This is a genomic window from Acinetobacter sp. MB5, from assembly GCF_003261585.1.
Lineage (GTDB): Bacteria > Pseudomonadota > Gammaproteobacteria > Pseudomonadales > Moraxellaceae > Acinetobacter.
The window spans coordinates 16,151-42,317 of record NZ_POVU01000020.1 but is presented as its reverse complement, the minus strand read 5'-3'; the positions used below and the strand labels follow the sequence as shown (position 1 = coordinate 42,317).

General features: G+C 42.4%; 26 protein-coding genes and 1 pseudogene. 18 read left to right on the top strand and 9 right to left on the bottom strand.

All coding sequences use genetic code 11. The annotated features are described in order from the left end of the window. Both C1A47_RS15395 and C1A47_RS15390 read left to right on the top strand, forming a co-directional pair. A pseudogene (locus C1A47_RS15395) lies at positions 1 to 250 on the top strand (ammonium transporter); the annotation flags it as partial. A 63-nt stretch (positions 251 to 313) separates the two neighbouring features. Beyond that, positions 314 to 670 carry a hypothetical protein gene (locus C1A47_RS15390; RefSeq protein WP_111895907.1) on the top strand — a complete coding sequence of 119 codons (357 nt, stop codon included), beginning with the start codon at positions 314 to 316 and terminating at the stop codon, positions 668 to 670. Here the strand turns inward: C1A47_RS15390 and C1A47_RS15385 are convergent. Next, complete coding sequence (locus tag C1A47_RS15385) at positions 662 to 1,294, bottom strand: cation transporter (protein ID WP_111895906.1); 633 nt, start codon at positions 1,292 to 1,294, stop codon at positions 662 to 664. The genes C1A47_RS15390 and C1A47_RS15385 overlap by 9 nt on opposite strands. 72 nt (positions 1,295 to 1,366) lie before the next feature. On the opposite strand from C1A47_RS15385, the gene C1A47_RS15380 reads away from it, so the two are divergent. The 6 genes from C1A47_RS15380 (at position 1,367) to C1A47_RS15360 (ending at position 5,544) form a co-directional block, all read left to right on the top strand. Next, complete coding sequence (locus C1A47_RS15380; protein ID WP_111895905.1) at positions 1,367 to 1,774, top strand: MerR family transcriptional regulator; 408 nt, start codon at positions 1,367 to 1,369, stop codon at positions 1,772 to 1,774. Between the two features lie 65 nt (positions 1,775 to 1,839). Beyond that, entirely contained in the window at positions 1,840 to 3,000 is a 1,161-nt protein-coding gene (locus C1A47_RS15375) for a PQQ-dependent sugar dehydrogenase (protein ID WP_111895904.1), read from the top strand. Between the two features lie 86 nt (positions 3,001 to 3,086). Further along, positions 3,087 to 3,800: a tetratricopeptide repeat protein gene (locus C1A47_RS15370; RefSeq protein ID WP_111895903.1), complete on the top strand. Its 714-nt coding sequence runs from the start codon at positions 3,087 to 3,089 to the stop codon at positions 3,798 to 3,800. Positions 3,801 to 3,872: 72 nt separating this feature from the next. Next, a complete protein-coding gene (locus C1A47_RS17695) occupies positions 3,873 to 4,013 on the top strand; it encodes a hypothetical protein (RefSeq protein ID WP_162625967.1) in 141 nt (46 codons plus the stop codon). Further along, positions 4,010 to 4,213, top strand: a complete 204-nt coding sequence (locus C1A47_RS15365) for a hypothetical protein (protein WP_111895902.1) — start codon at positions 4,010 to 4,012, stop codon at positions 4,211 to 4,213. Before C1A47_RS17695 ends, C1A47_RS15365 begins: the two co-directional genes overlap by 4 nt. Positions 4,214 to 4,269: 56 nt before the next feature. Continuing rightward, entirely contained in the window at positions 4,270 to 5,544 is a 1,275-nt protein-coding gene (locus C1A47_RS15360) for a replication-associated recombination protein A (RefSeq protein WP_111895901.1), read from the top strand. A 36-nt stretch (positions 5,545 to 5,580) separates the two neighbouring features. Here the strand turns inward: C1A47_RS15360 and C1A47_RS15355 are convergent, their stop codons facing one another. The 4 genes from C1A47_RS15355 to dapA form a co-directional block, all read right to left on the bottom strand. Beyond that, on the bottom strand, positions 5,581 to 6,141 hold the full coding sequence (locus tag C1A47_RS15355) for a hypothetical protein (RefSeq protein ID WP_111895900.1): 561 nt from the start codon (positions 6,139 to 6,141) through the stop codon (positions 5,581 to 5,583). A 161-nt stretch (positions 6,142 to 6,302) separates the two neighbouring features. Beyond that, on the bottom strand, positions 6,303 to 7,022 hold the full coding sequence (purC, locus tag C1A47_RS15350; protein WP_111895899.1) for a phosphoribosylaminoimidazolesuccinocarboxamide synthase: 720 nt from the start codon (positions 7,020 to 7,022) through the stop codon (positions 6,303 to 6,305). Positions 7,023 to 7,058: 36 nt separating this feature from the next. Then, positions 7,059 to 7,673: a lipoprotein-34 precursor (NlpB) gene (locus C1A47_RS15345; protein ID WP_111895898.1), complete on the bottom strand. Its 615-nt coding sequence runs from the start codon at positions 7,671 to 7,673 to the stop codon at positions 7,059 to 7,061. 13 nt (positions 7,674 to 7,686) lie between these two features. Further along, on the bottom strand, positions 7,687 to 8,580 hold the full coding sequence (dapA, locus tag C1A47_RS15340) for a 4-hydroxy-tetrahydrodipicolinate synthase (protein ID WP_111895897.1): 894 nt from the start codon (positions 8,578 to 8,580) through the stop codon (positions 7,687 to 7,689). A gap of 324 nt (positions 8,581 to 8,904) precedes the next feature. Between dapA and pncA the strand changes: the two genes are divergently transcribed. From pncA to C1A47_RS15320, 4 genes are all read left to right on the top strand, one after another. After that, a complete protein-coding gene (gene pncA / locus C1A47_RS15335; RefSeq protein ID WP_162625966.1) occupies positions 8,905 to 9,534 on the top strand; it encodes a bifunctional nicotinamidase/pyrazinamidase in 630 nt (209 codons plus the stop codon). Positions 9,535 to 9,639: 105 nt separating this feature from the next. Then, positions 9,640 to 10,779, top strand: coding sequence for a tyramine oxidase subunit B (locus C1A47_RS15330; RefSeq protein WP_111895896.1), 1,140 nt, complete (start codon positions 9,640 to 9,642; stop codon positions 10,777 to 10,779). A gap of 76 nt (positions 10,780 to 10,855) precedes the next feature. Next, complete coding sequence (locus C1A47_RS15325) at positions 10,856 to 11,278, top strand: RidA family protein (RefSeq protein WP_111895895.1); 423 nt, start codon at positions 10,856 to 10,858, stop codon at positions 11,276 to 11,278. Between the two features lie 54 nt (positions 11,279 to 11,332). Further along, a complete protein-coding gene (locus C1A47_RS15320) occupies positions 11,333 to 12,628 on the top strand; it encodes an NAD(P)/FAD-dependent oxidoreductase (RefSeq protein WP_111895894.1) in 1,296 nt (431 codons plus the stop codon). A gap of 69 nt (positions 12,629 to 12,697) precedes the next feature. On the opposite strand, the gene C1A47_RS15315 is transcribed toward C1A47_RS15320, so the two are convergent. Both C1A47_RS15315 and C1A47_RS15310 read right to left on the bottom strand, forming a co-directional pair. Continuing rightward, on the bottom strand, positions 12,698 to 13,363 hold the full coding sequence (locus C1A47_RS15315) for a response regulator transcription factor (protein WP_111895893.1): 666 nt from the start codon (positions 13,361 to 13,363) through the stop codon (positions 12,698 to 12,700). Positions 13,364 to 13,485: 122 nt separating this feature from the next. Beyond that, positions 13,486 to 14,826 carry a hypothetical protein gene (locus C1A47_RS15310; RefSeq protein ID WP_227539800.1) on the bottom strand — a complete coding sequence of 447 codons (1,341 nt, stop codon included), beginning with the start codon at positions 14,824 to 14,826 and terminating at the stop codon, positions 13,486 to 13,488. Between the two features lie 259 nt (positions 14,827 to 15,085). Here C1A47_RS15310 and C1A47_RS15305 point away from each other — a divergent pair, with 259 nt between their 5' ends. The 5 genes from C1A47_RS15305 (at position 15,086) to C1A47_RS15285 (ending at position 21,485) form a co-directional block, all read left to right on the top strand. Further along, entirely contained in the window at positions 15,086 to 16,513 is a 1,428-nt protein-coding gene (locus C1A47_RS15305; RefSeq protein ID WP_111895892.1) for an APC family permease, read from the top strand. A 199-nt stretch (positions 16,514 to 16,712) separates the two neighbouring features. Next, positions 16,713 to 17,681, top strand: a complete 969-nt coding sequence (locus C1A47_RS15300; RefSeq protein ID WP_111895891.1) for a helix-turn-helix domain-containing protein — start codon at positions 16,713 to 16,715, stop codon at positions 17,679 to 17,681. Positions 17,682 to 17,842: 161 nt separating this feature from the next. Next, positions 17,843 to 17,938 carry a LuxR C-terminal-related transcriptional regulator gene (locus C1A47_RS15295; protein WP_162625965.1) on the top strand — a complete coding sequence of 32 codons (96 nt, stop codon included), beginning with the start codon at positions 17,843 to 17,845 and terminating at the stop codon, positions 17,936 to 17,938. A gap of 102 nt (positions 17,939 to 18,040) precedes the next feature. Beyond that, a complete protein-coding gene (tynA, locus tag C1A47_RS15290) occupies positions 18,041 to 20,344 on the top strand; it encodes a primary-amine oxidase (protein WP_111895889.1) in 2,304 nt (767 codons plus the stop codon). Positions 20,345 to 20,504: 160 nt separating this feature from the next. Further along, positions 20,505 to 21,485: a bile acid:sodium symporter family protein gene (locus C1A47_RS15285; protein ID WP_111895888.1), complete on the top strand. Its 981-nt coding sequence runs from the start codon at positions 20,505 to 20,507 to the stop codon at positions 21,483 to 21,485. A gap of 55 nt (positions 21,486 to 21,540) precedes the next feature. Here C1A47_RS15285 and C1A47_RS15280 read toward each other — a convergent pair whose 3' ends face one another. Together C1A47_RS15280 and gabT are read right to left on the bottom strand one after the other, a co-directional pair. Further along, entirely contained in the window at positions 21,541 to 22,992 is a 1,452-nt protein-coding gene (locus C1A47_RS15280) for an NAD-dependent succinate-semialdehyde dehydrogenase (protein WP_111895887.1), read from the bottom strand. Beyond that, positions 22,989 to 24,275, bottom strand: coding sequence for a 4-aminobutyrate--2-oxoglutarate transaminase (gabT, locus tag C1A47_RS15275; protein ID WP_111895886.1), 1,287 nt, complete (start codon positions 24,273 to 24,275; stop codon positions 22,989 to 22,991). The genes C1A47_RS15280 and gabT overlap by 4 nt, the downstream gene beginning before the upstream one ends. Positions 24,276 to 24,428: 153 nt before the next feature. Between gabT and C1A47_RS15270 the strand changes: the two genes are divergently transcribed. Beyond that, the gene (locus C1A47_RS15270) at positions 24,429 to 25,928 is read left to right on the top strand and encodes a PLP-dependent aminotransferase family protein (protein WP_111895885.1); all 1,500 of its coding nucleotides are present in this window, start codon (positions 24,429 to 24,431) and stop codon (positions 25,926 to 25,928) included. The last annotated feature ends 239 nt before the right edge of the window (positions 25,929 to 26,167 follow it).

Sequence of the window (26,167 nt, the reverse complement as noted above, 5' to 3'; positions counted from 1 at the left end):
TTTTGGGATTCATGGGGTGGGTGGGATTGTGGGTGCAATCTTAACGGGCGTTTTTGCTCAAAAAAATATTTCAGGATTAGATGCCAGTTTACTGGTTCAAGTGATTGGTGCAGTCACGACATTTTTATATAGCGCAATCGTCTCGGTCATTATTTTATTTGTGATTAATAAAGTGATTGGTTTACGTGTCGATGCGGAACAAGAACAAATCGGTTTGGATTTAGCGCAACACGGTGAGCATGTTCCTTAAACGCTTCCGTATTGCATAAAAAACTGGTTCAAGGCTGACTTGAACCACAACTTGGAGAAAAGTATGAAGACCATGTTGAGCAAAGATAAGAAAGTTGAAAAAGAGATCTTTGACATCGCCACTCAGTTATATGTGCGTTTAAGACGTATTGCAGGACGTGTAATTGATGTGGTGTATTTGGAACATAATCTGGAATATGCTCAAGAAGTGGTTAAACTTGCCCTTACAACAGGCGATGCAGAATTACACCGTTTGGGATCCCGTTTAGATGCGATACTGTCAGGTGGAACCGTCGCAACTCAGGTGGCAAACGTTAAATTTGTTGCCCCTGTGGGTGCTTCAAGCCCTGCTCTTGACGATCTGCCAACGCCCGTACTTAAAGAAGAAGTTCCACATCATTACATTGGTGCATTACGCTAAGTGCTGAGATTTGTTGGCTTGACGCTCAGCTCTTGATTTTTGAATCACGTGATAACCTGAACTAAAGCCCAAACTGGCAATAACGGCAGCAACCAATAAATCTGGAATGCTACTGTGTGTACCAAACACACCGATTGCAGCCAAAATGACGGCAATATTACCAATTGCATCATTGCGGCTGCATAACCACACGGAGGTCATGTTGGCATCCCCATCGCGGAACGTGTAGAGTACAAGAGCACTGACCACATTGGCTGCTAAGGCCAGAAACCCGATTAAACCCATGGTTAAGGCTTCAGGTTGTACGCCAGACCAGTATGCCCAGATGACTTTGACCAAAACCAAAATCGCAAAGCACACCATGGTGTAGCCTTTGACCAGTGCGATACTGGCACGCCAATACAGACTCATGCCGAGTGCCATAATTGAAATGGCATAATTAAATGCATCACCCGCAAAGTCGAGTGAATCCGCCCAAAGTGCAGTCGAACCTGCTTGCACACCGACCACAACTTCGATGATAAATAAGCTTAAATTCAGTATGAGTGCAATCCACAATGCATTGCGAAATTTTTTCGACATCTCATGTTTTGAGCTGTGATGTTCACATTGACAGCCTGCCATTTGAAAATCCTGATTAATCTACATACACTGATTTAAAAGCTTGGAGTAACTCTAAGGTCAAGTGAGGTGAATATGTTTTTTACGATTGGTGAATTGGCAAAAAAATCGAAACTTTCAACAGACACCATCCGATTTTATGAAAAAAAGCAGTTGCTGAATGCACCGCAGCGAGCCAATAACAACTACCGTTATTACGATGATCAGGCATTACAACAACTTATTTTTATCCGACATTGCCGAGAGTTGGGCATGTCATTAAAAGAAATTGAAGAAATGAATGTATTGATGCATCATCCACAGGACAATTGCGCCGTCGTGGATGCTTTGGTGGAAAGTCATTTGCAACATATTCAAGATAAGATTCAACAATTGCAGAAATTTAGTCAGCAGTTACAACAATTACGTCAAAGTTGTAATTCGCAAGCCAGTATTCAGGATTGCAATATTGTCAAAACCCTACATCAGCTGGATGCTGATTAAGACGAAAAAGATAAAAAAATCATTCATCTCAAGATGCATGAAAGTGGTTGTTAAAGGATGTATTTATGCAAAGATTTAAACATCTTTTGTTATTCATGTCAGTGAGTTGGCTGAGTGCCTGTAGTTCATCAGATTTCAGCGATTTAAAAAGTATTGCAGAATATTTTAATCGACCTGATGAAGAGTCCAGTTCAAAATTTGCATTGCTGCATTTTCAGAAAGTCAGTCATTTTAATTCGCCTTGGGCACTGGCAGCATTGCCCGATGGTCGGTTGCTGGTGACTGAAAAAGCAGGGGTTATCAAACTTTTTGATCCTGTCACCCAGCAGGTTTTTAGTGTCGCTGGCGTGCCGCCAGTGGTTGATGCTGGGCAAGGTGGTTTGGGTGATATCGTGTTACATCCAAACTTTAAACAGAATCACTGGATATATTTTAGTTATGTAGAAGCATCGAGCGAGGGGACAGGGGCAGCCGTTGATCGTGCTGAACTGGATCTTTCACATCCTACACAACCACGTTTAGTTAATCGAACAAGAATCTGGACACAGCAACCCAAAGTTCGAGGGAATGGGCATTTTGCCTATCGGGTACTGTTTGACCGAGATGGAAAACTCTGGATCAGTTCGGGAGAACGCCAGCAGTTTAGCCCTGCCCAAGATTTACATAGTCATTTAGGAAAAATTTTGCGTCTGAATGCGGATGGTTCCGTCCCTACCGATAATCCGTTATATGCGAAAGGGGGTGTTGCCGCCCAGCTTTGGTCTTGGGGGCATCGTAATCCTCTCGGGATGGCTTTTGACAGTCAGGGTCAGCTTTGGGAAGTGGAGATGGGCCCTAAAGGGGGCGATGAACTGAATCAAATCTATAAAGGTCGGAACTATGGTTATCCTTTGGTATCCAATGGTGATCATTATTCAGGAATTAAAATTCCACGGCATCGTACCCGACCTGAATTTCAAGCCCCTGTACTGAGCTGGACACCTGTGATTTCTCCTTCAAGTTTAATTATTTACCAAGGAAAACGCATTCCACAATGGACGGGTAAAGCCCTAATTGGCGGTTTATCCTCAGAGTCGATTATTGTGGTGGATCTTCAGCAGAAACCGATTAAGGAACTGGAACGAATTGAAATGGGGCAGAGAATTCGTGGCTTACTGCAAACGCCAACAGGTGATCTGTGGGTGATTGAAGATGGTGAGAATGCAGCCTTGCTGAAATTGCAGTAAACTATGCCAGTTTTTCATTTTGATGAAAAACTGACTTAGAATGAATGAACAATAACGCAGAGTAATTATTTTAGAACGGGATTTTTATGAATAAAATTAAAAAGATAATATTTTCTTGTGTTCTTGGAAGCTTGCTCATTACCCCTGCAATTGCAGCTGAAAATCTCAATGATTTGAGTGATGCTCAGCTTATGAGCCTTGCTCAAAATGGTGATGCTGAAGCGCAGTATAAAATCGGTGATTTATATTATTACGGTGATGATGAAACTGAACAGGACTTTCATCAGGCACGGATTTGGTATGAAAAAGCAGCTCAACAAAATAATGACGATGCTGCCTATAGCCTTGGAGTAATGTATGACCAAGGTCAAGGTGTTGAGCAAAGCTCAAAAAGAGCCTTTGCGTACTACAATCAAGCCGCCATGCTTGGCTCAGCCGATGGTATGTATAACCTTGGCTATATGTATGAAATTGAACAAGATCCACCGAATTATAACCAAGCGTTTTTTTGGTATAGTCAAGCCGAAAAGCGTGGCCAGTGTGAAGCTTTAAACAATCTGGGCGTGATGTATTTTTATGGGCGTGGCGTTCAGCAAAGTTTTAAAAAAGCCTTTGATTATTATCAAAAAGCGGCAAATCTCGACAACTCAACTGCACAATATAATCTAGGCACGTTATACCGTGATGGCAAAGGTGTTGCGATGGATAAAAAACAAGCCATGAAATGGTTTGCGAAAGCGGCTGAAAATGGCGATCAAGATGCACAGAATGACTTAAATGCATTAGCTCAGCAGCCCTAGGTCGAAAGCTATAGAATTCTAAAAAGCCAAAAGAATGATTCTTAGTAAGAAAACATTTTTTATAGATTTATCATGATGAAATTTTCCTACCGAGCGAGTGGCATCTTATTGGGCTGCTTGTTCAGTTTAACCAGCACGGTTGCGATTGCCCGTCCAAATATTCAACCTTTATCTGCCAATATTACCCAGACAGGCTCAGCTGTTTATCAATGATTGAAGGCGATGTTCAAACTCCTGTTGTGGCTGATGACCAAGACAAGCAGATTCATCAATTAATTGATCAAAATCGTGAGATTGTGCGGCTACTGCATCGTAAAGGGGCGGATGTCAAACTGGTAGTGTATCCCGACTTAAGACATGGCGAAGTTTTTCCTGCCTCCTTGCTCAATGTAATCATCGAACAACGCTATTGAATGGGTATTTCAATCTTGTAGACTATAGCAAAGCCAAAACAATGAACTGAAACCATATGTCAGAGAGCCAAATTCCATTACCCGAGCGTTTGCGTCCACGTGATCTGTCTGAAATTATTGGGCAAGAACATTTGCTGGGAGATGGTGCGCCCTTGCGGCAGATGATTGATCAGGGGCATTTACCTTCAATTATTTTTTGGGGGCCACCTGGTGTTGGAAAAACCACAATTGCCTTACTTTTGGCGCAAGCAGTGGATCGTCCTTTTATCAGCTTGTCGGCACTGAATACTGGGGTCAAAGAGCTACGTGAAGTGATCGCGGAAAGTGGTGACTTACTGATACCCGTGGTTTTTATTGATGAAATTCATCGGTTTAATAAATCTCAGCAAGATGCATTATTGGGCGCAGTCGAAAAAGGCAAAATCACCTTAATCGGCGCGACCACAGAAAATCCGTCTTTTGAGGTGAATAGTGCTTTGCTTTCACGCTGTCAGGTCTATAGCTTAAATGCCTTGTCGAATGAAGCGATTGAAAGTTTATTAAATAAGGCACTACAGCAAGATCGTTTCTTAAAAGATCGTCAGATTTATATTGATGAATTTGATGCGCTAATTCAATTTGCAGCAGGTGATGCACGTAAGGCACTTAATTTACTGGATTTAATTGCCAGTACCTTTGAACCAGAGCAAGATAATCATGTCAATAATGCACTGGTGGTGCGTGTCGCTCAGCAAAATATTGCACGCTATGACAAGTCAGGCGAGCAGCATTATGATCTGGTTTCAGCATTCATTAAATCGATTCGTGGTAGTGACCCAGATGCAGCTTTGTACTGGATGGCACGTATGCTCAAAGGCGGGGAAGACCCTCTATTTATTGCACGCCGTATGCTGATTGCAGCTTCGGAAGATATTGGTAACTCTAACCCAAATGCGTTGTTACTGGCAGGGGAGTGTTTCCGCTCTGTGCAGGTGATAGGGATGCCTGAAGCCCGCATTATTTTGGGACAATGTGCGGTATATTTGGCGACCAGTGCTAAAAGTAACAGTACCTACTTGGCGATTAACCGAGCCATGGAATTGGCAGAGAAAACTGCAAACCTGTCTGTCCCACTACATTTACGCAATGCACCGACCAAGCTGATGAAACAACAGGGTTATGGTGTGGATTATCTCTACCCACATGATTATCCAGAGCATTTTGTCATGCAGGATTATCTGCCACCAGAACTCAAAGGCACAAAGTTGTATGAGTCAGCTCGCAATAAGCGAGAGGTGGAAGGTGAGCGTTTACAACAGCGTCGCTGGCAGCAAGAACAGCAGCAACAATAAACGAGATTGCCAAGCTCACTTGGCATTTCATTTTTATTATCTTAAAGATGAATTGGTTCTACAGGACACAGGCTTACTCAGCAGTTCGGCTTTGTGATTGTTAAAGCTGTAAAGTTTGCCCTTATTATAGATTTTGATGACTTTGGCCTGTGTGACTTGAGTTTTAAAGGCAGCCAGTTGTTTTGCCTGACCTAATCCAAAAATATTGCCGTAGTTTTTATTGTCGAGCAGAAACTGGATTTGTCCTGCCTGTTCATCATAGGCTTTGAGAACGACTTGGCCATCACTATTCTCAATGGAGAACGTTGGCTTTTGATTTGCAACATTACAGTTCAGTTTAAGCGAGAGAACATCGCCTGTTTTGGTCTTATTTTTCAGGTTATAAATGTCCTGTTTTTTATTCTCAATATAAGACCATTGATCATTTGGCAGGTTTTCAGTGAGCTGCTCTAACTGGCTGATATTACTATCACTGACATCAACCACGCCTTTTTTGTTGGCTTGCGGAACGTCTTCTTGACTGAGTCCAATCATATTTCCGACTTTATGCGTGGCTTTGGAAACGGTTTGACAGCCTGTCAGGCAAATGAAAGGCATGAGACCTAGGCAGAGGGATTTAAAAAAATTGTTTTTCATTGCTTAGCTTATAAATTAAAAAATATTGTGGTGTAGAAGTAATAGGATTTTGAAAATTAAAATTATTTTATATGAATAATAAAAAACCGAGCCACAAGACTCGGTTTTTTTGCAGTTTAAACTTAGATGTCTTCTAAGTTAATGCCTAAGCGTGCTGCAACTTCTTCATAAGCTTCAACAACACCGCCTAAACCTTGACGGAAACGGTCTTTGTCGAGTTTTTTCTTCGTTTCTTTGTCCCACAAACGGCAACCGTCTGGAGAGAATTCATCACCAAGTACGATACGGTCATGGAACACACCAAACTCAAGTTTGAAGTCAACCAAAAGCATATCACCTTGATCAAACAAAGCTTTAAGAACGTCATTTACTTTGTAAGTCAGTTCTTTCATGCTTTCAAGTTGTTCAGCAGTTGCCCAACCTAAAGCAATCGCTTGAGATTCGTTGACCATTGGGTCGCCAAGCGCGTCATCTTTAAAGAACAATTCGAAAGTAGGAGGAGTTAACTCTTTACCTTCTTCAATGCCCAAGCGACGGCATAAAGAACCTGCTGCATAGTTACGAATCACGCACTCTACAGGAATCATTTTTAGCTTTTTCACCAACACTTCTGTTGGAGTAAGCAATTTCTCAAAATGGGTTTCAATACCAGCAGCAGCCAGTTTTTCCATAATAAAGGCGTTAAAACGGTTGTTCACCTTGCCTTTACGATCTAGTTGCGCGATTTTTTCGCCGTTGAACGCCGAAGCATCGTCACGAAAGACTAAAATCAAGTGGTCTGGACTATCTGTTTCATAAACAGATTTTGCTTTACCTGTATAGAGCAAGGTTTGTTTTAACATGGGATGAACCTGTTTTCAAAAATATACCTAGGGTAACTAGGCTGGCCAATTTTGAGAAATCTGGTCTAACAATGCTTTCGCTTTAGCCTGATCAGCAAAACTGTTATCAGGATTAAATAAAACGAGGGTATTGGTTTTACCAACAGCGGAAAGCTTTAAGACATAGGTATGATCATCGATCTTGATGGTCGCTTCATACCGTGTTTGACTTTGGCTAATCACGCTGTAATTTAGACTGCTTAGTGTTGCAAGCGTGTACGCCCAAATTGTATCAGATTTACCCGTAACTTTCAGTAACGGATTTTGGTTTCCGTCAACTAAAACCACTGGTTTTGGATAATTATTCTGAGCTTCAGCCAAAGTGCGGTTTGGAACGACCTCACCTGGGCGTGGCATCACAAAACGATTGCCTTTTTGATTTTCAAAATCAGGCGCATGCTGTAATGCCACTGGATCAATAATCGGTGCAGGATACAGTGGTGTTGCAGATCGAGCCGTTGAACCTTCAGGATATTTTAAGGGTTCGATTTGATCGGTTGACTTTTTATAGTTTAAAGAACCATTGTTAATACTGAGCATATTACCCAAGGTACTACAACCAGCCAAACTTAAAACTGAAAGTGCAAGGGTTAAACCTAAACGTAACTGCATAATCTTCTGCTCTTTAAATAATACCGACGTCTTTTAACGCATCACGCAATGGTGCACGATATTGTTCTGCAAGAGGGGTGAGAGGTAGGCGAATTCCTGAACCAATTTTCCCCATTTCATGTAATGCCCATTTCACAGGAATTGGGTTCGATTCGCAAAATAAAATATTGTTTAAATTTGCAATCTTATTGTTGATCTGATTTGCAAGGTCTTGATTGCCTTGTAATGCTGCTGCACAAAGCTCGCTCATGAGTTTTGGTACAACATTGGCAGTCACAGAAATATTACCATTTGCGCCAAGACGGATCAGTTCGGCAGCTGTTTCATCGTCACCTGAGAAAACTGACATACGACCTTTTAATGCATCGATCAGTGCTTTACCACGCGCCGTATCGCCAGTCGCATCTTTCACCGCAATGATATTTGGAATATCGGCAAGACGAAGTACAGTTTCATTCTGCATGTCGACGCCTGTACGTCCAGGAACGTTGTACACAATAATTGGTAAATCAACAGTTTCAGCAATCGCTTTGAAGTGTTGGTATAAACCTTCCTGTGTAGGCTTGTTGTAATAAGGTGTCACCAAAAGTGCGGCATCTGCACCGAGGGCTTGCGCATCTTTGGTCAGTTCAATGGCTTCATGAGTTGAGTTTGCACCAGTACCAGCAATAACAGGGATGCGTTTGTTCACCACACGAATGACTTCTTTAATCACTTGTGTGTGTTCAGACATACTTAGGGTTGATGGTTCACCTGTAGTGCCGACTGCAACAATTGCATTAGTACCTTGTTCGACGTGCCACTCAACGAGCTTTTCAAGGTTCTTCCAATCTACGCTGCCATCTTCAAACATAGGGGTGACAAGTGCGACAATTGAGCCTTGAATATTCTGAGCTTGCTGAGTCATTTTGAAAAAATATCCTATTTGACCATCCATGCAATTTTAAAAAGGATGGTTACTGATTTTTTGAATTTAAGCGGGAAATTCAACGAAATTTTGCGGCAACGTTGAATGTTGCTTAGTCAAATTATGACTGAACATGGTATGAAGAACAATATACTTTCGTTAAAGCTTGAGAAAACTTTTGAGACATTTTTTAATCAGTTCAAGAGTAAATTCTCAGTGTTGATAAATTTAACAAAAAGATTGGCTTAAACCATGTCATGCAGGTTTTGTTTTGTAAAGCACTGCTTGAAATCTCGGCAAGCTCATATTTGGAGGAAAATAAAAATGGATCTGCAACATAGCGCCCTGATTGTGGTCGATATTCAAAATGGCTTTACCCCAGGCGGGCATTTGGCTGTCGCAAACAGTGATCAGATCATTCCACTGGTCAATCAGTTGGCTGAAAAATTCCAGCATGTGGTGCTGACTCAGGACTGGCATCCTGCCAACCATATTTCCTTTGCTGAAAATCATGCGGGCAAGCAACCCTTTGAAACCATTCAGCTCGATTATGGAACACAAGTGCTGTGGCCAAGTCACTGTGTACAGGGAACACATGATGCAGAGCTGCATCCTGACTTAAATATTCCACATGCACAGCTCATTATCCGTAAAGGCTGGCATGCTGAAATTGACAGTTACTCGGCTTTTTTAGAAGCAGACCAGAAAACCACGACTGGTTTGGCAGGCTATTTGAGAGAGTCAGGGATTGAAAAAGTTTATGTGGTTGGAATTGCAACAGATTTCTGTGTGGCATGGACAGCAATGGATGCCGTGAAACTGGGTTTTAAAACCTATGTCATAGAAGATGCCACGGCAGCGATTGATTTAAATGGTTCATTACAGCAGGCATGGGCGGCGATGCAGGGTTTGGGTGTGTATCGGATACAAGCCAATCAGATTCTTGCTGAATGAAACTTCACAGACGTTTTTAAAAATCATACTTTGGAGTGATTTTTTTTAAGCTGCCTTCTCATAGTCTGAATCCATGATGCATTTAAACATAAAGGCAAAATTCACATGGAATTCGATACTCAAATTGATTTTATCTACTTATCTGAACAGGACATGATTCAAGCAGGTGTGACCAATATGCCTGCCTGTGTCGATACGATGGAAGAGATGTTTGGTCTGCTTTATAAAGGCGACTATCGTATGGCAGGTCCAAACAGTGACTCGCATGGCGCAATGGTGACTTTTCCTGAAACTTCACCATTTCCGACAATGCCGAAACCAACAGCAGATCGTCGCTTTATGGCCATGCCTGCTTATCTGGGTGGGAATTTTCAAACCGCAGGGGTGAAATGGTACGGCTCAAATATTGAGAACCGTCAGAAAGGACTCCCTCGTTCCATTTTGATGTTTACCTTAAACGATGCAGATACTGGCGCACCGATGGCTTATATGTCTGCAAACTTATTATCTGCTTATCGTACTGGTGCAATTCCGGGTGTTGGCGCCCGTCATTTAGCGCGTAAAGATGCCAAAGTGATTGGTTTGGTTGGTCCAGGTGTGATGGGTAAAACGTCAGTTTCGGCTTTTGTTGCGGTGTGCCCAGAGCTTGATACGATTAAAATTAAAGGTCGTAGTACCAGCAGTATCAATGACTTTATTGATTGGTTGTCAAAAGAACACCCTCAAATTAAAAATATTCAAATTGTTGACTCTATTGAAGACGTTGTTCGTGATTCTGACATCGTTACCTACTGTAATTCTGGAGAAACAGGTAATCCAGATTTATATCCTTTAGTGAAATATGAATGGGTTAAACCAGGTGCATATTTGGCAATGCCTGCATATTGCAATATTGATGATGACATGAAGCAAAAACATGTCCGTAAGGTTCTAGATAATCCAGGCATGTATGAAGCATGGTTTGAGGAAGTGCCAAAGCCTGCGCATGTCCATATTCCATTAATTGGCGTTAAATTCCTCGATATGGTTGCAGAGGGGAAAATGGCTCATGAAGAATTAGAAGATTTGGGCAAAATTGTTTCAGGTGAAGCACCAGGACGTTTAAATGATGAGGAAATTATCATGATGTCTGTTGGTGGTATGCCTGTTGAAGATGTGGCTTGGGGAACGGTGGTCTATCGCAATGCCGTTAAACAAGGTATTGGGGTCAAATTAAATCTTTGGGACATCCCAACTTTACGTTAATTCCGCATGCGAGAAGGCATGGCCCTTCTCGTCAACCACTTTCTTATTGTTCCATATTTTCAAAATAGGTAATTCCATGACCAAGCTAATCAAAGTAAAAACGGGTTCAAAATTTGAGGAGAAAGGCAGTTATTCACGTATTGTTGCGTTAGATAACTGGATTTTTGTATCAAATACGGCAGGTCGAAACCCAGAAACCAAGCAAATTCCAGAGGATGTAAAAGAACAAACCTTACAGGTATTTGCCAATATTGAGAAAGCACTTGCTGCCGTGCAGTCTAGTCTGGCAGATGTCGTATTTTCGCGAGTTTTTATCCAAGATCCTGCTGATACTGAAACTGTGATGGGAATTGTTGGCGAAAAATTTCGAGGGATTAATCCTGCCACAACAGTGACATGCCCACCACTCGGTTCGACTGTGTACAAAGTTGAATTGGAAGTCACAGCATATCGTGGGGCTGCACAAGCCGAAGTTGAAGAGATTACAGTCGCAGTCTGATGTTTTGAACCGATTGATATTTTGTAAATAACGAGTTTAAAAGAGGATTCAGCCATGCGACCAACGATATCTCCAATACAAACATCAGCATCATTTCCTTCATCAACAACCGTTGTGATTATTGGCGGTGGAATTGTTGGTTTAACGGCTGCACTTACACTGGCTGAACGGGGAGTTCCTGTTGTCGTGCTTGAAAAAGGCAAGATTGCGGCAGAACAATCCTCTCGGAACTTGGGGTGGGTGCGTAAAACCAGTCGTTTGGCTGAAGATATTCCATTGGCACGGGCATCTGACCAGTTATGGGCAGGTATGGCAGAGCGTGTAGGCACCGATGTCGGTTATCGTCAAGCTGGCATCATGTTTGTTGCACGCAATGAGATGCAAATGGGGATGTATGAAAACTGGTTAAAATCAGTTGATCATTTGCCTTTAGATTCACGTTTATTATCTGCCAGAGAAATTGACCAGCTTGTTCCAACAGGTCAAGGAAAATGGCAGGGCGGTATTTATACACCTTCAGATGGTCGTGCTGAACCGACCTTGGCATCTAGTGCAATTGCAAAAGCAGCAATGGCGAAAGGGGCAATTATCGTTGAAGACTGTGCGGTGCGAACATTGAGTTTAACTGCAGGTAAAGTTAGTGGTGTTGTGTCAGAGAAAGGTGAAATTCGTTGTGATCAGGTGTTGTTGGCTGGTGGGTTATGGTCTAGACGTTTTTTGGGCAATCTCGGCATTACTTTACCAACGCTACCATTGATATGTTCAGTACTACGAACTAAACCGATGCAAGGCCCAACTGATATTGCAGTTGGTGCACCAGATTTTTCATTCCGTAAACACAAAGATGGCGGTTTTATCATTACCCAGCGTGGTGCTTTGGACGCGCCTTTAACCCTAGATCATTTATTGATTGGAACACGCTATTTACAACAGCTTAAAGGACAACGGGATTTTCTACGTATTTCATTATTGAGTAAATATGGCTTGAATGATCTGGGTTTATCCCGCCGCTGGTCTGAGCACAATACTTCTCCATTTGAAAAAATTCGGATTATGGATCCTGTTGCAAACCAGTCATTAAATAATGAAGCACTGGCAAACTTGAAAGCGGCTTGGCCGAGTTTTTCCTCTGCGGAGATTGCCAATAGCTGGGCAGGTGTGATTGATGTGACACCAGACTCAAATCCTGTGATTGATACTGTTGATTCAATTCCAGGATTGACACTTGCTACAGGTTTTTCTGGGCATGGATTTGGAACATCACCTGCGGCGGGTCAGCTTGCAGCAGATCTTGTGATGGGGCATCAACCAATTGTTGATCCACATCCATACCGATTTAATCGTTTTTAATGTGAAATGAATGAGCTACGGCTCATTCAATACTTTTGGGGAAGCTGTATTGAATGGATGGCATGAAGCTCATGAACAAAAGGTTTTTAAGATTAATTCTTGACGGTTAGTGACCATCATTTTTTGGAAAATATGCTGAATGTGAGTTTTCACTGTTGCCAGACTAATAAACATTTCATTCGCAATATCTTGATTTTTTTTACCTTTTAAAACCAAGTCCAGCACTTTCCGTTCTTTATTGGTCAAGTCATTGACCAAGCACTGCGATGAAGCTGGTTCATCATGATTTTCGACTGATTTCATTTGAAACTTGGCGAGAGAATAACAGCTGTCCAGAATCGTGATTTCTTGATCGCTAAAATGTCCTTCATCTAGTGAGCGAATCAGGCTAATTCCTCGGATAGAACCCTGTTCTTCTTTAAAGAATAACTCAATATTATCAATGACTTTATTGCTGTGTAAAAAATCCTGATATGGGTCTGGAATTTCATTTTTCAGTAAATGTGCCATTTCCATGCTGTGCACTGAATTGTTCTTGATATAAACAGGATCGTATTCATACATGTTTTGTAGATAATCTTCGATGGCATGTTCACTCAGATTTCTTGAATGGTAGGCATAGATTTGCTGAGCATCGGGAGTCACTTCATAGGCAAAGAACCGTGTAAATGGAACGGCTTTACTGATTGAAAAAACAAAATGGTCGACAAATGAAACCCATTGATTGTATTTCATATTTATATTCCAAAATGTCTAGAGAGATTGTGTGATAAACAGCGGGCTGAAAAGCCAAAATCAACCTTAGATTGTTGTTCAATATAAGGTTGGATCAAGACTTGAATGACTGGGATAAATCTTTAAAAGTTGGCTGTAAGGACTAGAGCTGAATAAACATTGAGGTGGTTATTGCCATTTTGAAAACCACCATCTAAGTCACTGTATTTCGGTTTATAAAATGCAAGGACAGGGGAGAGCATCAGATTTTTCTTAATATTCCACACCCCGTAAAGATCGAGTTCTTTGCCAGAGAAATTAATCGTATCGGTTTTATTTAAGGTATCAAATTTATAAGCTAAGACACCCAAGGTCAGGTTTTCTGCTGGAGAAACACTAAAGCCTAAATTAAAGATTTGGGTATTATTGTTGAATGGGCCAGAATAATTATAGGCAACTTCACCCTGAAACCATGTGCCATATTGTGATGCACCAATAAATAAATTGTCCCAATTTTTAGAGAATCTGGAGTATCTTGCAGAAATAGACGGTTTCCATTTTAGATCAGCAAAGTCATATTGCGATTTTATATAGCCTGCACTGGCGGTATCGCCATTTTTCTTGTCCTGATAAGCATATTCAAATGCAAAACTGGTGTTTTTCAGATTCAAATCTGTTGTACCGCGTAGACTATAGACATTCATGTTCTCACGGAAAGCATTTGCTCCCAGAATGTCTGGATCGGCCAAGCTACGATCAACTGAATTGTTGTGTAGATAGGTTAATTCTAGGCTATTGTTTTTGTTGTGATACCCGACATTTGCTCCTGTAAAACGAGCATACATTTGAATCGCATTATTGGATTTAAACGTGAAGATGCTGCCATAAACAGGCAGGTTTTGGCCGAACTTAATAATACCTGTATCTTTAAAATCACGGTGTGCGGCAAGATAATAGGTTCCTCCGCTATTGCGATGATATTGCTGAGGATAAGCGGGTGCATTTCCTAAATTCGGCGCATCTGAGCAAATTAAAAAACCATCGCCAAGGCAAAGACTTTGTTGTCCAAACGAAATATCTAGGCCGTCATCGCCTAAAAGCGGAAATAAATTGCCCGATTTCCAGCCAATATATGCATCTTCAACCTTTGTTGCAGATTCGGATCCATCTGTATATCCACCTGCATCACCATCTCCCCATGTCGCAGCGCTGACCAGATTTGCTTTTGCATAGATTGTTCCAGCATTTTCTGTTTTGTGAGAAAGGCCTAAACCGTATTGGATATATCCTTCTTGCCAGTCATATTTTTTATTTTCTTGGCCTGGAATATATCCACGATCACTGTGAAAAGCAGCAAGAGCAAGATTCACATTGGCATTCACCTCAGTACTATCATCTTTATACAGTGAGATATCTGCGTGTGCCAAAGTCCCTGTGAGCAATAATGGGCTACATATTAAAGGGATATGGAAATAGTTTTTCATGGATCGACCTATAACGTGTGTAAATGTGGAATTGGGAATACTGGATAAGATGAGCTAAGAAAGGAATCTTATCGGTGTAGATCAGTCAGTCATGCTTATTCTTTTATTCTGATTCATCGGGCTTGACTATCAAAAAACGGCAAATCTTTATGGGACTCTGAGACTTCTTTTATTCGGTTTGATTTTTGCCTAATTTTGATAACAGCTTGCGGTTTTGATATCTAGACTGAAATTCAAGATCCTTTCTGGAAGTATTAAAATGTCAACTGAGAATCAGCTCAAAAAGGGAAGTCTTGGACTTTTATCTATCGTTTTCTTTGTTATCGCTGCGGCATCGCCTTTAACAGGTGTTGTCGGTGCATTACCCGTTGCCTTTTTTGTTGGAAATGGGGCTGGCGTGCCAGGTGTTTTTTTACTCGCTGGCATATTGTTGATTCTGTTTAGTTTTGGCTTTGTTGCCATGAGCCGATATGTGATTAACTCAGGTGCATTTTATGCCTATATTATTCAAGGTCTTGGAATTACCTGTGGATTGTCTGGGCTGAATTTGGCTTTGCTGGGTTATACCTGTATGCAACTGGCGATCAGCTCAATGTTTGGTCTCTTTACAGAACAACTGGTACAGTCTTTTCACTTGAATGTTCCCCTGACTTGGTGGATGTATGCCATCTTAATGCAAGTTGTGGTGGTATTACTGGGCGTTGCCAAAGTCGAAATTGGTGGGAAAATTTTAGGCTTATTAATGGCTTGTGAAATTGGTGTGGTACTGTTGCTTGATGGGCATGTCATGCTGGTGCAACATACATTTGAGTTTAGTTCTTTTGCACCATCGACCTTTTTGAGTGGCAATTTCGGTATTTCCATGGTTTTCGCCATTTGCTCATTTATTGGTTTTGAAGCAACAGCGATTTATTCCGAAGAATGTAAAAACCCACAAGTGACCATTCCCCGTGCAACTTTTATTGCAGTAACTTTGATTACGGTATTCTTTGCCTTTAGCTCATGGGCTTTTGTTGAATTTCTCGGTGCCAACAATATTGCGAAGATAGCAGCAGCTGATCCTAATTCATTTGTTTTTAATATCGCGAAACAAATGTTGGGTGGCTGGGCTGTGCAGTTAATGTCTATTTTGTTGGTGACCAGTTTATTTGCTGCATCTCAAGCTTTCCATAATTCGCTGTCTCGTTATTTGTTTACGATGGCTCGTGATCAATTGATTTGGTCTAAAATCGCGAAAACTCATCCTGTACATCAAACCCCATATATTGCCAGTATTGTGCAGGGCATATTTATGATGGGCATGCTGGTTGTTTTTGGTATGTTGCACCTTGATCCCATGACAGATGTATTTGCTTGGTCATCTGTGCTTGGCAGCATGACGGTATTGACCTTACAAATTGGCGTTTCTATCGCAGCTATCCGTTTCTTTTATAACAATAAACACTTGCCAGTCTCTTTATGGAGCAGACTGATTGCGCCATTACTGGCAACGGTTGGCATGATGTATATTTTATGGAATGTATTGAAAAACCTTCAGGTTCTCAGCGGTTCGTCTTCTTCTGTGATTGTATTGTTGCCTTGGTTAATTGTGCTGTGTTTTGTGATTGCCATCATCACGGTTCAATATTTAAAACGCAAAAATCCACAGCGTTATACGACTTTAGGGCAAATGATAGAATTTATCTAACCATCCATAATATTCATTAAAAACAGATATTTTCTTCTGACCTTTAATAAAAACTTTCCCCCTCAGCCATCCGATCAAAATTTGAAAAGGTGGCTTTTTTTTGAATTTAAAATCAGTGATTTATTAATAAATTTTTGATTTGTTTTTGGTATGTATTTTGCTTGATCTATATCAAGTTATTGTCTGATTGTGAGTTAAAATGTCAAATAACGAATGGGCAAATTTTCATACGGCATCCAATATTCAGGAGGCGTCCTATCATACGATGCTGCTGAAAGATTGGGATTTATCTTACAATCAGATTACGTCTGGAAAATTTATCAGTTCACTAAATGAACTCAGTTTTGAGGGAATTCAGTTATATAAAGAAAGTTTTTCCCCTTCTATTTTCCAAAAAGGTTCAGCCAAACCCTCCTGTATTAGCCTAGGTTTATTTCCTCATCTGGATAAAGCTGCGGTGTGGCGGGGCAAGGAAATTAAAAATAAGGAAATTCTCTCGATTATTCCTGGTGAAGAAATCATGTTGCACACGCCACAAGATTGCACCTTTTTTGCACTGAGTATGCCTTTAGAACTCTTGCAGGAACAGTACTCTGAAATGTTGCAACATTCTTCTAAAATTCTTGCAGATGCGAGTGTCATCAATCAATTACATCCAAAATTATGTTCACTTTTTTCGACATTGCTTAATCAGCCATTATTAGTCGCGACCAAAGCTGCACGAATACAGGTTAAATCTGAGATACTTCAAATTATTACGGACTACATCAATGGTCTGGATCAATATCCCAATGATTTTCGAATTTCAACAAAAAAGGCCAATCAGGTTGTGAGACTTGCTTTGGATGCAGTTGAAAACTCACAGGAACAATCATTATCCGTTGAAGAATTATGTGCCCTGACGCATACCTCAAGAAGAACACTCCAAAATTGCTTTGAACAAGTGACGGGAATTAGTCCTGCATTATTTTTGAAATATTTACGCTTAAATACAGTGAGAAAAATTCTTGCACAGGCCGAAGAAGTGCTTTCAATTAGTGATGTCGCAATGAATTTTGGATTCTGGCATCTTTCGCAATTTGCATCAGATTATAAGCGCCTGTTTGCTGAATCGCCGTCTGAAACGTTACGCACAAATCGTCGGATTAAACACTTACTTGTTAATTAGTTAGCTCAATTTCATGGTTTATTTTACGAATGAATTGAACTTTTTTAGAATTTATTTGGGCAAGGGTTGTCATGCGAAAACACGGCCTAAATCACTTATAAAATCAGAAAATTCTTAGGGAAGAGCAATCAGGCGATTGCCAATACAATGTTTGTCTGTGTGTGCCAACAGTAAAAACCCATGTGCAGCATATTTTCCAGAAAATGCAAGTGAATAGTCGCCAGCAAATGATGAGTCAGTTCTTATCGCTCGATTAAAATCATTCTTTTGGATGATGTCTTTTCTCCAGTCTAAATTTAAGTTTACTCAATATCAGGACGATCTTTTGGGGAAATCAGATGAAATGGAGTAAAGGGAAGATGGGATTCAAAGGAATGGGTCAGCTCAAAATGCTGGGTATGGGTTTGTCGATGGCATTGCTGACCCAACATGCCTTGGCACACGGGCAGGCTGCTAAAATGTTGCCTTTGGCTCAAGCGATGCAAGCCGTTGGGGCACATGTTGAACAAGATCAGTATGCTAATGTGTATACCGTGACCAAAAATTCAACTTATGTTCGGATTAAACCGAACAGCAACACTATTTTGGTCAATGGCAAACCGCTGAAAATTAGTGTGCCTGTCATCATTAAAAATGGACAGGCGATGGCATCTGACGAACTCGCCAATGAAATTTTCCAGTCGAAACTCGATCAAACCTTTCAGGTCGAAAGTGTCCCACATCCGTTAAATACCTTATCAGCTGATGAAATTCGTTCAGTGACAGCCATTATTAAAGCCGATGCACGTGCACCTAAAGCCTTGCGTTTTAGTCGTTTGGCACTCAAAGAACCCGATAAAAACGTGGTGTGGAATAGTGTCTTGAACCATCAGGCGTATACGGGTGATCGTCAGGCGGTATTTTCCTTACTTGAAAATAACAACATCATTGAAGGTGTGGTGGATCTAAAAACCCAGAAAGTCACCCAATGGAACATTCTTAAAAATACTCACGGTATGGTGCTACTCGATAATTTCGAACTGGTGCAGCAAGTGATTAAGGAAAGTCCTGAATATGCGGCAGCACTGAAAAAACGCGGTGTGACTGACATCAGTAAAGTGGTGGCAACGCCGCTGACCGTGGGCTATTTTGGTGGTGAAGATGGTTTAAGTAAAGAGCTGAATCTGCTCAAAGTCGTATCGTATTTAGATACTGGCGATGGCAACTACTGGGCACATCCAATTGAAAACTTGGTGGCCGTGGTCGATCTTGACAAGAAAAAAATTATTAAAATTGAAGATGGTGATTTAATCCCGATTCCAATGGCAGCGCGTCCATATGATGGTCGTGACAAGGCAGTGGTTGCCAAAAAGCCATTACGTATCACTGAGCCTGAAGGCAAAAACTTTACCGTCACAGGACAATATGTACATTGGGGTAACTGGTGCTTCCATGTTGGACTGGACTCACGTGTCGGGATTCAGTTATCGACGCTGACTTATAAAGATAAAGGCGTTAAACGCAAAATCATGTACGAGGGCAACCTAGGTGGTATGGTGGTGCCTTATGGTGATCCTGACATGGGCTGGTATTTCAAATCCTATCTCGATTCGGGTGAATACGGTATGGGAACGCTGACTTCATCATTACACCGTGGGACTGATGTCCCTGAAAATGCGGTGATGTTTGATGCCGTGATTGCCGATTATCAGGGCAACCCTGTCACGATTCCAAATGCCTTTGCGATCTTTGAGCGCTATTCTGGGCCTGACTATAAGCATCAGGAAATGGGACAGCCAAATGTCAGCGTGGCACGCCGAGAACTGGTGGTGCGTTGGGTCAGTACCGTGGGTAACTATGATTATATGTTTGACTGGGTACTGTCAGAAAATGGCACGATTGGGATTAATGCTGGCGCGACAGGCATTGAGGCGGTGAAAGGTGTGAAATCACGGACCATGCACGATGCAACAGCCAAAGCCGATACTGTTCATGGGACATTGATTGATCACAATATTGTGGGAACAACCCATCAACATATCTATAACTTCCGTTTAGATATGGATGTGGACGGCACCAATAACACCCTGACACGTATGAATCCTGTGGTGGTGAAAAATAGCAAAGGATTGCGTAAAAGTGCCATGGAGCTAGAGACCAGTACTGTTAGTAAAGAACAAGATGCCGCGGAGAAGTTTGACCCAAGTACCATTCGCCTGATTAGTAACTACAGTAAAGAAAATGCGATGGGCAACCCTGTGTCTTACCAGATCATGCCTTATGCAGGTGGGACGCATCCAGTTGCCAAAGGTGCGAACTTCTCGAAAGATGAGTGGTTGTTTAAACGCTTAAGTTTTATGGATAAGCAGATTTGGGTGACCAAATACAATCCAAATGAGCTGTATCCTGAAGGGGCGTATCCAAACCGTTCTGACCATGACACAGGGCTTGGACAGTTTGTCAAAAACAATGACAATATTAATAACCAAGATTTGGTGGTCTGGATAACCACAGGAACAACGCATGTAGCGCGTGCGGAAGAATGGCCGATGATGCCGACCGAATGGGTGAATGTCTTGTTGAAACCATGGAATTTCTTCGATCATACGCCAAGTTTACAAGCCAATCAGTCCAACCCGATGACATCGACAGCAGAGAGTTCATCATCTGACGAACATCATTAATTCAATGTTCAGTATCCACCTTGGTCGTGTTTAATCTCTGCCGAGGTGGATACTTTTTGATAAAAAATTGCGTTTTATTCTATCGAACGGTAAAAAACCGATATTTCTTTCTGTTTTATTTCTGAGATGATGCTGCAAGCCTCGTTTGCAGCGTGATTTCATGAAATTATTTTTATCCATTATTCAGTTTGTTCAGAAAAGTTTTGCACTGTGGGTGGTGTTGTTTGCCACCATTGCATTATCTCTGCCGCAATATTTTGTCTGGCTGACGCATTATATTCCGTTCATGCTCGGGATTATCATGTTCGGGATGGGCATGACCATGACGCTCGGCGAATTTAAAAGTGTCGCCCAAAATCCTAAAGCGGTGCTAATTGGGGTTGCTGCACATTTTGTCGTGATGCCAAGTCTGGCGTATTTGTTGTGCAAGCTATTTCAGTTACCACCTGAATTGGCAATTGGGGTGATTTTGGTGGGTTGCTGTCCTGGTGGAACCGCTTCGAACGTGATTACCTTTATGGCAAAAGGTAATACTGCATTGTCGGTGGCATGTACCTCAGTCTCGACTTTGCTTGCCCCAATTTTAACCCCAGCGATTTTCTATGTGCTTGCCAGTCAATGGATTGAGATTCATGCCAGTTCCATGCTGCTGTCAATCTTGCAGGTAGTGCTGTGTCCAATTGCTTTGGGTTTGGTGGTACGTATAGTGCTGAAAAATAAGATCAAAACTTATGTCGAAATCATGCCATTGATTTCAGTCATCGCGATTGTGCTGATTGTCGCAGCGATTATTGCGGCCAGTAAAGCGGCGTTGTTGCAATCAGGTTTATTGGTTTTGCTGATTGTAGCGTTACATAATGGTTTTGGGTTTTTATTGGGCTTTGGCGCGAGCCGCTTTTTAGGCTTGTCTTATTTTGACAGTAAAGCGGTGGCGATAGAGGTGGGTATGCAAAACTCAGGTTTGGGTGTTGCCTTGGCAGCCGTACATTTTGCGGCATCGCCATTAACGGCCTTGCCGAGTGCTATTTTCAGTTTGTGGCATAACATTTCGGGGCCAGCACTGGCCAGTTATTGGGCCATGGTGGCTTCTCGAAAACAAAATCAAAATCAATCATCAAACCAAGCTAAACAGCAAGCATAAAAAAACCAGTCATCGAATGGGCGAGACTGGTTTCTTTAATTGGCTGTCTGAACGATTATTCAGAAAGGTCAACACACAAGTATTTCATTTCGAGATACTCTTCGATGCCGAACTTTGAACCTTCACGTCCAAGACCTGATTGTTTTACACCGCCAAAAGGTGCAATTTCGTTGGAGATCGCACCAGTGTTGATGCCGACCATACCGTATTCGAGTGCTTCACCCACACGCCATTGACGTGCTGTGTTTTGAGTGAACAAGTAAGCTGCCAAGCCAAACTCAGTGTCGTTTGCCATCGCCACAGCTTCGTCTTCAGTTTTGAAGCGGAACAATGGAGCAAGCGGACCAAAAGTTTCTTCTTTAGCGACTTTCATGTCTTGAGTCACACCAGTCAACACGGTTGGTTCAAAGAATGTTGCACCAAGCTCAGAACGCTGACCGCCAATGCGGATTTGAGCGCCTTTAGCCACTGCATCATCAATGTGTGATTGAACTTTAGCGACTGCTTTTTCGTCAATCAACGGACCTTGAGTTGAACCTTCATGACGACCGTCACCCACTTTCAACTGTTTAGCCACAGTTTCAACGAGGCGTTCAGCCAATGCATCATAAATGCCATCTTGAACATAGATACGGTTTGCACATACACAAGTTTGACCGCTGTTACGGTATTTACTTGCCATGATGCCTTGAACCGCTTGATCCAAGTTTGCGTCATCAAAAATCAAGACAGGTGCATTACCGCCCAATTCAAGAGAAAGTTTCTTGATGGTTGGTGCACATTGTTGCATCAAGATACGACCCACTTGGGTTGAACCTGTGAAGCTGAGTTTACGCACGATGTCGCTGTCACATAAAGTTTTGCCGACTTCTGCTGCATCACCGCTAATGTTGATCAGAACATCTACAGGTAAGCCAGCTTGCAGTGCAAGAACTTCAAGGGCATACGCAGTTAACGGCGTTTGTTCTGCTGGTTTAACCAACATCGAACAACCTGCTGCAATGGCTGGCGCTGCTTTACGGGTGATCATTGCCGCTGGGAAGTTCCAAGGCGTAATCGCTGCCGTCACACCAATGCCTTGTTTAATCACAAGTAAGCGTTGTTGTGGTTGAGTTGATGGTAAAACTTCGCCATCAATACGACGTGCCTGTTCAGCAAACCAACGTACGAAAGATGCTGCATAACCAATCTCACCACGTGCTTCAGCCAGTGGTTTACCTTGCTCAGCCGTTAAGATTTGTGCCAAATCTTCTTTGTGAGCAAGCATGAGGTTGTACCATGCCCAGAGTACGTCTGCACGTGCAGTCACAGTTTGCTTTTTCCAAGCTGCCTGTGCTTTTTCAGAACGTAAAATTGCGGCTTCAACAGCTGCGCTGTCGTAGGTTTTCACCCACGCCAGCGTTTCACCTGTAGCAGCGTCATTCACTTTGATATAGTCGTCTGAAGCAGGTGCTTCAAACGAAATATCAGCGTGCTTTAGCAAATACTGCAAGTTAGCTTGGATCATGCAGATTGCTCCGCTGCATTTGTTGCGTTCAAAGTTGCAAAACCTTGTTTCAAGATGTCTAGACCTTGACGGAATTGTTCAACTGGAATAGTCAATGGATACAAGAAGCGGATCACGTTACCGTATTTACCACAAGTTAGGATCAATAGACCGTTGTCCATTGCATGTTTTTGAACTGCTTTTGCTTGGTCAGCAGTTTCAAGTTCAACAGCAATCATTGAACCTAAAGCACGGATGTGAGTCACGACGTCGCCAGTTGCTGCTTTGATGTCTTCTAAAGTTGCAACAAGCTCAGCACCCAATTCGTTTGCACGTTCGCAAAGGTTTTCGCCTTCAATCACGTCAATTACTGCGTGAGCAGCAGCAACTGCAACTGGGCTACCTGCGTAAGTACCACCTAAACCACCTGGGTTTGGAGCGTCCATGACTTCGGCACGGCCAACAACACCAGAGATTGGGAAACCACCACCTAAGCTTTTCGCCATAGTGATCAAGTCAGCTTTAGTTTCGTAGTAGTTCATTGCGAACAATTTACCAGTACGTGCAAAACCTGATTGAACTTCGTCAGCAACGATTAAGATACCGTGTTTGTCACAAAGTGCGCGAAGACGTTTTAAGAATTCAGCAGGAACAACGTTGAAACCGCCTTCACCTTGAACTGGTTCAAGAACGATTGCTGCAACGTCATGCGCTGCAACGTCTTCACTGAAAATGTTTTCGATGCTTTCGATCGCATCATCAATAGACACGCCTTTTGCAGGAACTGGGTAACGTGCGTGGAATACGCCAGCAGGCATAACACCGAAGTCACGTTTGTAAGGTGCAGTTTTACCAGTCATTGCCATAGTCATGAAAGAACGACCGTGGAAACCGTTACCAAAAGTAATGATGCCGTGACGACCAGTGTAAGCACGTGCAATTTTCACCGCATTTTCTACAGCTTCAGCACCTGTAGAGAAGAATGTAGTTTTTGCAGGGCCTTCGATTGGAGCACGTTCGTTGATACGTTCAGCTAAAGCCACATAACTTTCGTAAGGAACAACTTGGTAAGCAGTGTGCGTGAATTTAGTTAACTGTTCAGTTACAGCAGCGATCACTTTCGGGTGACGGTGACCCGTGTTCAGTACCGCGATACCACCAGCAAAGTCGATGAATTGATTGCCTTCAGCATCCCAAAGAGTTGAGTTTTCTGCTTTTTCTGCATACCACTGACACATTACACCTACGCCACGTGGAGTCGCTTGTTGTTTGCGCTCGTTCAGTGCAGTATGTTTATCGCTCATGTTAATCCCTCATTTTCGTCATCGGTTACAGCTTGTACGTATGTATAGCATCATGATCAGTCATGATGGTTTACAATAACTGTGTATCGCTATAATTTCGCGCTTTAGGCGGCAAGTAACGAGAGCCACTTTAATACAGAAGGAGAGAGCCAATTGCGTAGCCTGCTTGGAGATCATTTGTTGCAACGATTACAACAAGACACCGAGGGTACGCTACATCAACGGTTGTTTCGTTGTTTGCGTAGTGCCATTGTGGAAGGGGTATTGCAACCTAAAACTCGGTTGCCTGCTTCGCGTGATTTGGCGGGTGAAATTCATGTGTCCCGCAATACGGTGCTTTCAGCCTATGAGCAGCTGCAAGCCGAAGGTTATGTTGAGGCACGGACAGGACATGGCACATGGGTGGCAGAGAAACTGCCAGAAGCGTTTTTAAATAGTCAGCAAAAGAAACGCCAACCACAGATAGAGCTCCCACAGCATAGTTATACCTTGTCACACCGTGGTGCAAGTCTGGTCGGCTATGCGGCTGCATCTCCGCATCAGTGGGGGGCTTTTGTGCCAGGTGCACCCGATGTCACCGAATTTCCGCATCATGTTTTTAGCCGAATTCAAGCCCGTTTAAGCCGTGAACCAGATATTAACCGCCTGATTTACAGTAATGCTGGGGGCTGTGTCGAGCTGCGTAGTGCTCTGGCAGATTATCTGCGTGTGGCGCGTTCAGTCCAGTGTGATGTCGACCAGATTATTATTACCGAAGGCATTCATCAGGGCATTGATTTAGTCTCTCGTGCGCTGAGTGATATTGGTGATCATGTTTGGATTGAAGATCCTGCTTATTGGGGAATGCGTAATACTTTACGGATTAACGGATTGCACTTGCGTCCAATGCCTGTCGATATTGAAGGGATTATTCCTGAAGAAAACCCAAAGCAAGCACCCAAACTGATTTTTGTGACGCCATCGCATCAGTATCCGCTTGGCTCACACCTGAGTCTGGCACGTCGTAAGCAGCTCTTGAGTATTGCACGTCAGCATGGAAGTTGGATTATTGAAGATGATTACGACAGTGAATTCCGTTTTTCAGGACAGCCGTATCCATCTTTACAAGGCTTGGAACCTGATGCACCTGTGATTTATATGGGAACTTTTAGTAAAACCATTTATCCGGCATTGCGCGTGGGTTATATGGTGGTGCCAAAATCATTATTTTCACCTTTACGAATTGTGGCGGCTGAGCTGTATCGCGGTGGGCATTTGCTGGTTCAAAAGGCATTGGCTGAATTTATTCGCGAAGGGCATTATGAAGCGCATATTCGCCGTATGCGTCTGTTGTATGGCAAGCGCCGTTCATTCCTGATTGACTTGATTTATCGTTATTTAGGCAAAGAGTTTTTGCATGAGTACGATGAAGCTTCAGGTCTGCATTTGGTGATGAAACTTCCAACCAACTGTGATGATGTTGCGATTGCGACGACAGCCTTGGAACGTGGAGTGAAGGTACGTCCGTTGTCGCAATACTATATGCAGTCTCATGCGCGTGCGCAGCGTGGTTTGCTGATGGGCTTTGCCTGTGTCAATGAAAAAGACATGGTGATGGCATTTGGTGTGTTGTTGCAGTGCTTGCGTGAAGCGGGTGTGCCGACACTGAACTAAAATAAAAAAAACAAGGAGATCGCCAAATCTCCTTGTTTTCCTTGGTCCGTAGACCGCCTTGATGTCATTAAAAATAATTGCTGTGTCAGTTCGTCAAGTCTGGAATTGGAGACTTAACATTACTGAACCCATGCCAAGCCCAGTAACTTTAAAAAAAAATAACCTCACAGATTTACTTTTTATCTAACATCAATCTTGTGCATACAGGCAGAAGAATCTGCCTGTATGAATTGGGTGGA

Bases quoted from the DNA above. Each gene is read 5' to 3' on its own strand.
- C1A47_RS15390 (WP_111895907.1), top strand. From the start codon at position 314: ATGAAGACCATGTTGAGCAAAGATAAGAAAGTTGAAAAAGAGATCTTT.
- C1A47_RS15385 (WP_111895906.1), bottom strand. From the start codon at position 1,294: ATGGCAGGCTGTCAATGTGAACATCACAGCTCAAAACATGAGATGTCG.
- C1A47_RS15380 (WP_111895905.1), top strand. From the start codon at position 1,367: ATGTTTTTTACGATTGGTGAATTGGCAAAAAAATCGAAACTTTCAACA.
- C1A47_RS15375 (WP_111895904.1), top strand. From the start codon at position 1,840: ATGCAAAGATTTAAACATCTTTTGTTATTCATGTCAGTGAGTTGGCTG.
- C1A47_RS15370 (WP_111895903.1), top strand. From the start codon at position 3,087: ATGAATAAAATTAAAAAGATAATATTTTCTTGTGTTCTTGGAAGCTTG.
- C1A47_RS17695 (WP_162625967.1), top strand. From the start codon at position 3,873: ATGATGAAATTTTCCTACCGAGCGAGTGGCATCTTATTGGGCTGCTTG.
- C1A47_RS15365 (WP_111895902.1), top strand. From the start codon at position 4,010: ATGATTGAAGGCGATGTTCAAACTCCTGTTGTGGCTGATGACCAAGAC.
- C1A47_RS15360 (WP_111895901.1), top strand. From the start codon at position 4,270: ATGTCAGAGAGCCAAATTCCATTACCCGAGCGTTTGCGTCCACGTGAT.
- C1A47_RS15355 (WP_111895900.1), bottom strand. From the start codon at position 6,141: ATGCCTTTCATTTGCCTGACAGGCTGTCAAACCGTTTCCAAAGCCACG.
- purC (WP_111895899.1), bottom strand. From the start codon at position 7,022: ATGTTAAAACAAACCTTGCTCTATACAGGTAAAGCAAAATCTGTTTAT.
- C1A47_RS15345 (WP_111895898.1), bottom strand. From the start codon at position 7,673: ATGCAGTTACGTTTAGGTTTAACCCTTGCACTTTCAGTTTTAAGTTTG.
- dapA (WP_111895897.1), bottom strand. From the start codon at position 8,580: ATGACTCAGCAAGCTCAGAATATTCAAGGCTCAATTGTCGCACTTGTC.
- pncA (WP_162625966.1), top strand. From the start codon at position 8,905: ATGGATCTGCAACATAGCGCCCTGATTGTGGTCGATATTCAAAATGGC.
- C1A47_RS15330 (WP_111895896.1), top strand. From the start codon at position 9,640: ATGGAATTCGATACTCAAATTGATTTTATCTACTTATCTGAACAGGAC.
- C1A47_RS15325 (WP_111895895.1), top strand. From the start codon at position 10,856: ATGACCAAGCTAATCAAAGTAAAAACGGGTTCAAAATTTGAGGAGAAA.
- C1A47_RS15320 (WP_111895894.1), top strand. From the start codon at position 11,333: ATGCGACCAACGATATCTCCAATACAAACATCAGCATCATTTCCTTCA.
- C1A47_RS15315 (WP_111895893.1), bottom strand. From the start codon at position 13,363: ATGAAATACAATCAATGGGTTTCATTTGTCGACCATTTTGTTTTTTCA.
- C1A47_RS15310 (WP_227539800.1), bottom strand. From the start codon at position 14,826: ATGAAAAACTATTTCCATATCCCTTTAATATGTAGCCCATTATTGCTC.
- C1A47_RS15305 (WP_111895892.1), top strand. From the start codon at position 15,086: ATGTCAACTGAGAATCAGCTCAAAAAGGGAAGTCTTGGACTTTTATCT.
- C1A47_RS15300 (WP_111895891.1), top strand. From the start codon at position 16,713: ATGTCAAATAACGAATGGGCAAATTTTCATACGGCATCCAATATTCAG.
- tynA (WP_111895889.1), top strand. From the start codon at position 18,041: ATGGGATTCAAAGGAATGGGTCAGCTCAAAATGCTGGGTATGGGTTTG.
- C1A47_RS15285 (WP_111895888.1), top strand. From the start codon at position 20,505: ATGAAATTATTTTTATCCATTATTCAGTTTGTTCAGAAAAGTTTTGCA.
- C1A47_RS15280 (WP_111895887.1), bottom strand. From the start codon at position 22,992: ATGATCCAAGCTAACTTGCAGTATTTGCTAAAGCACGCTGATATTTCG.
- gabT (WP_111895886.1), bottom strand. From the start codon at position 24,275: ATGAGCGATAAACATACTGCACTGAACGAGCGCAAACAACAAGCGACT.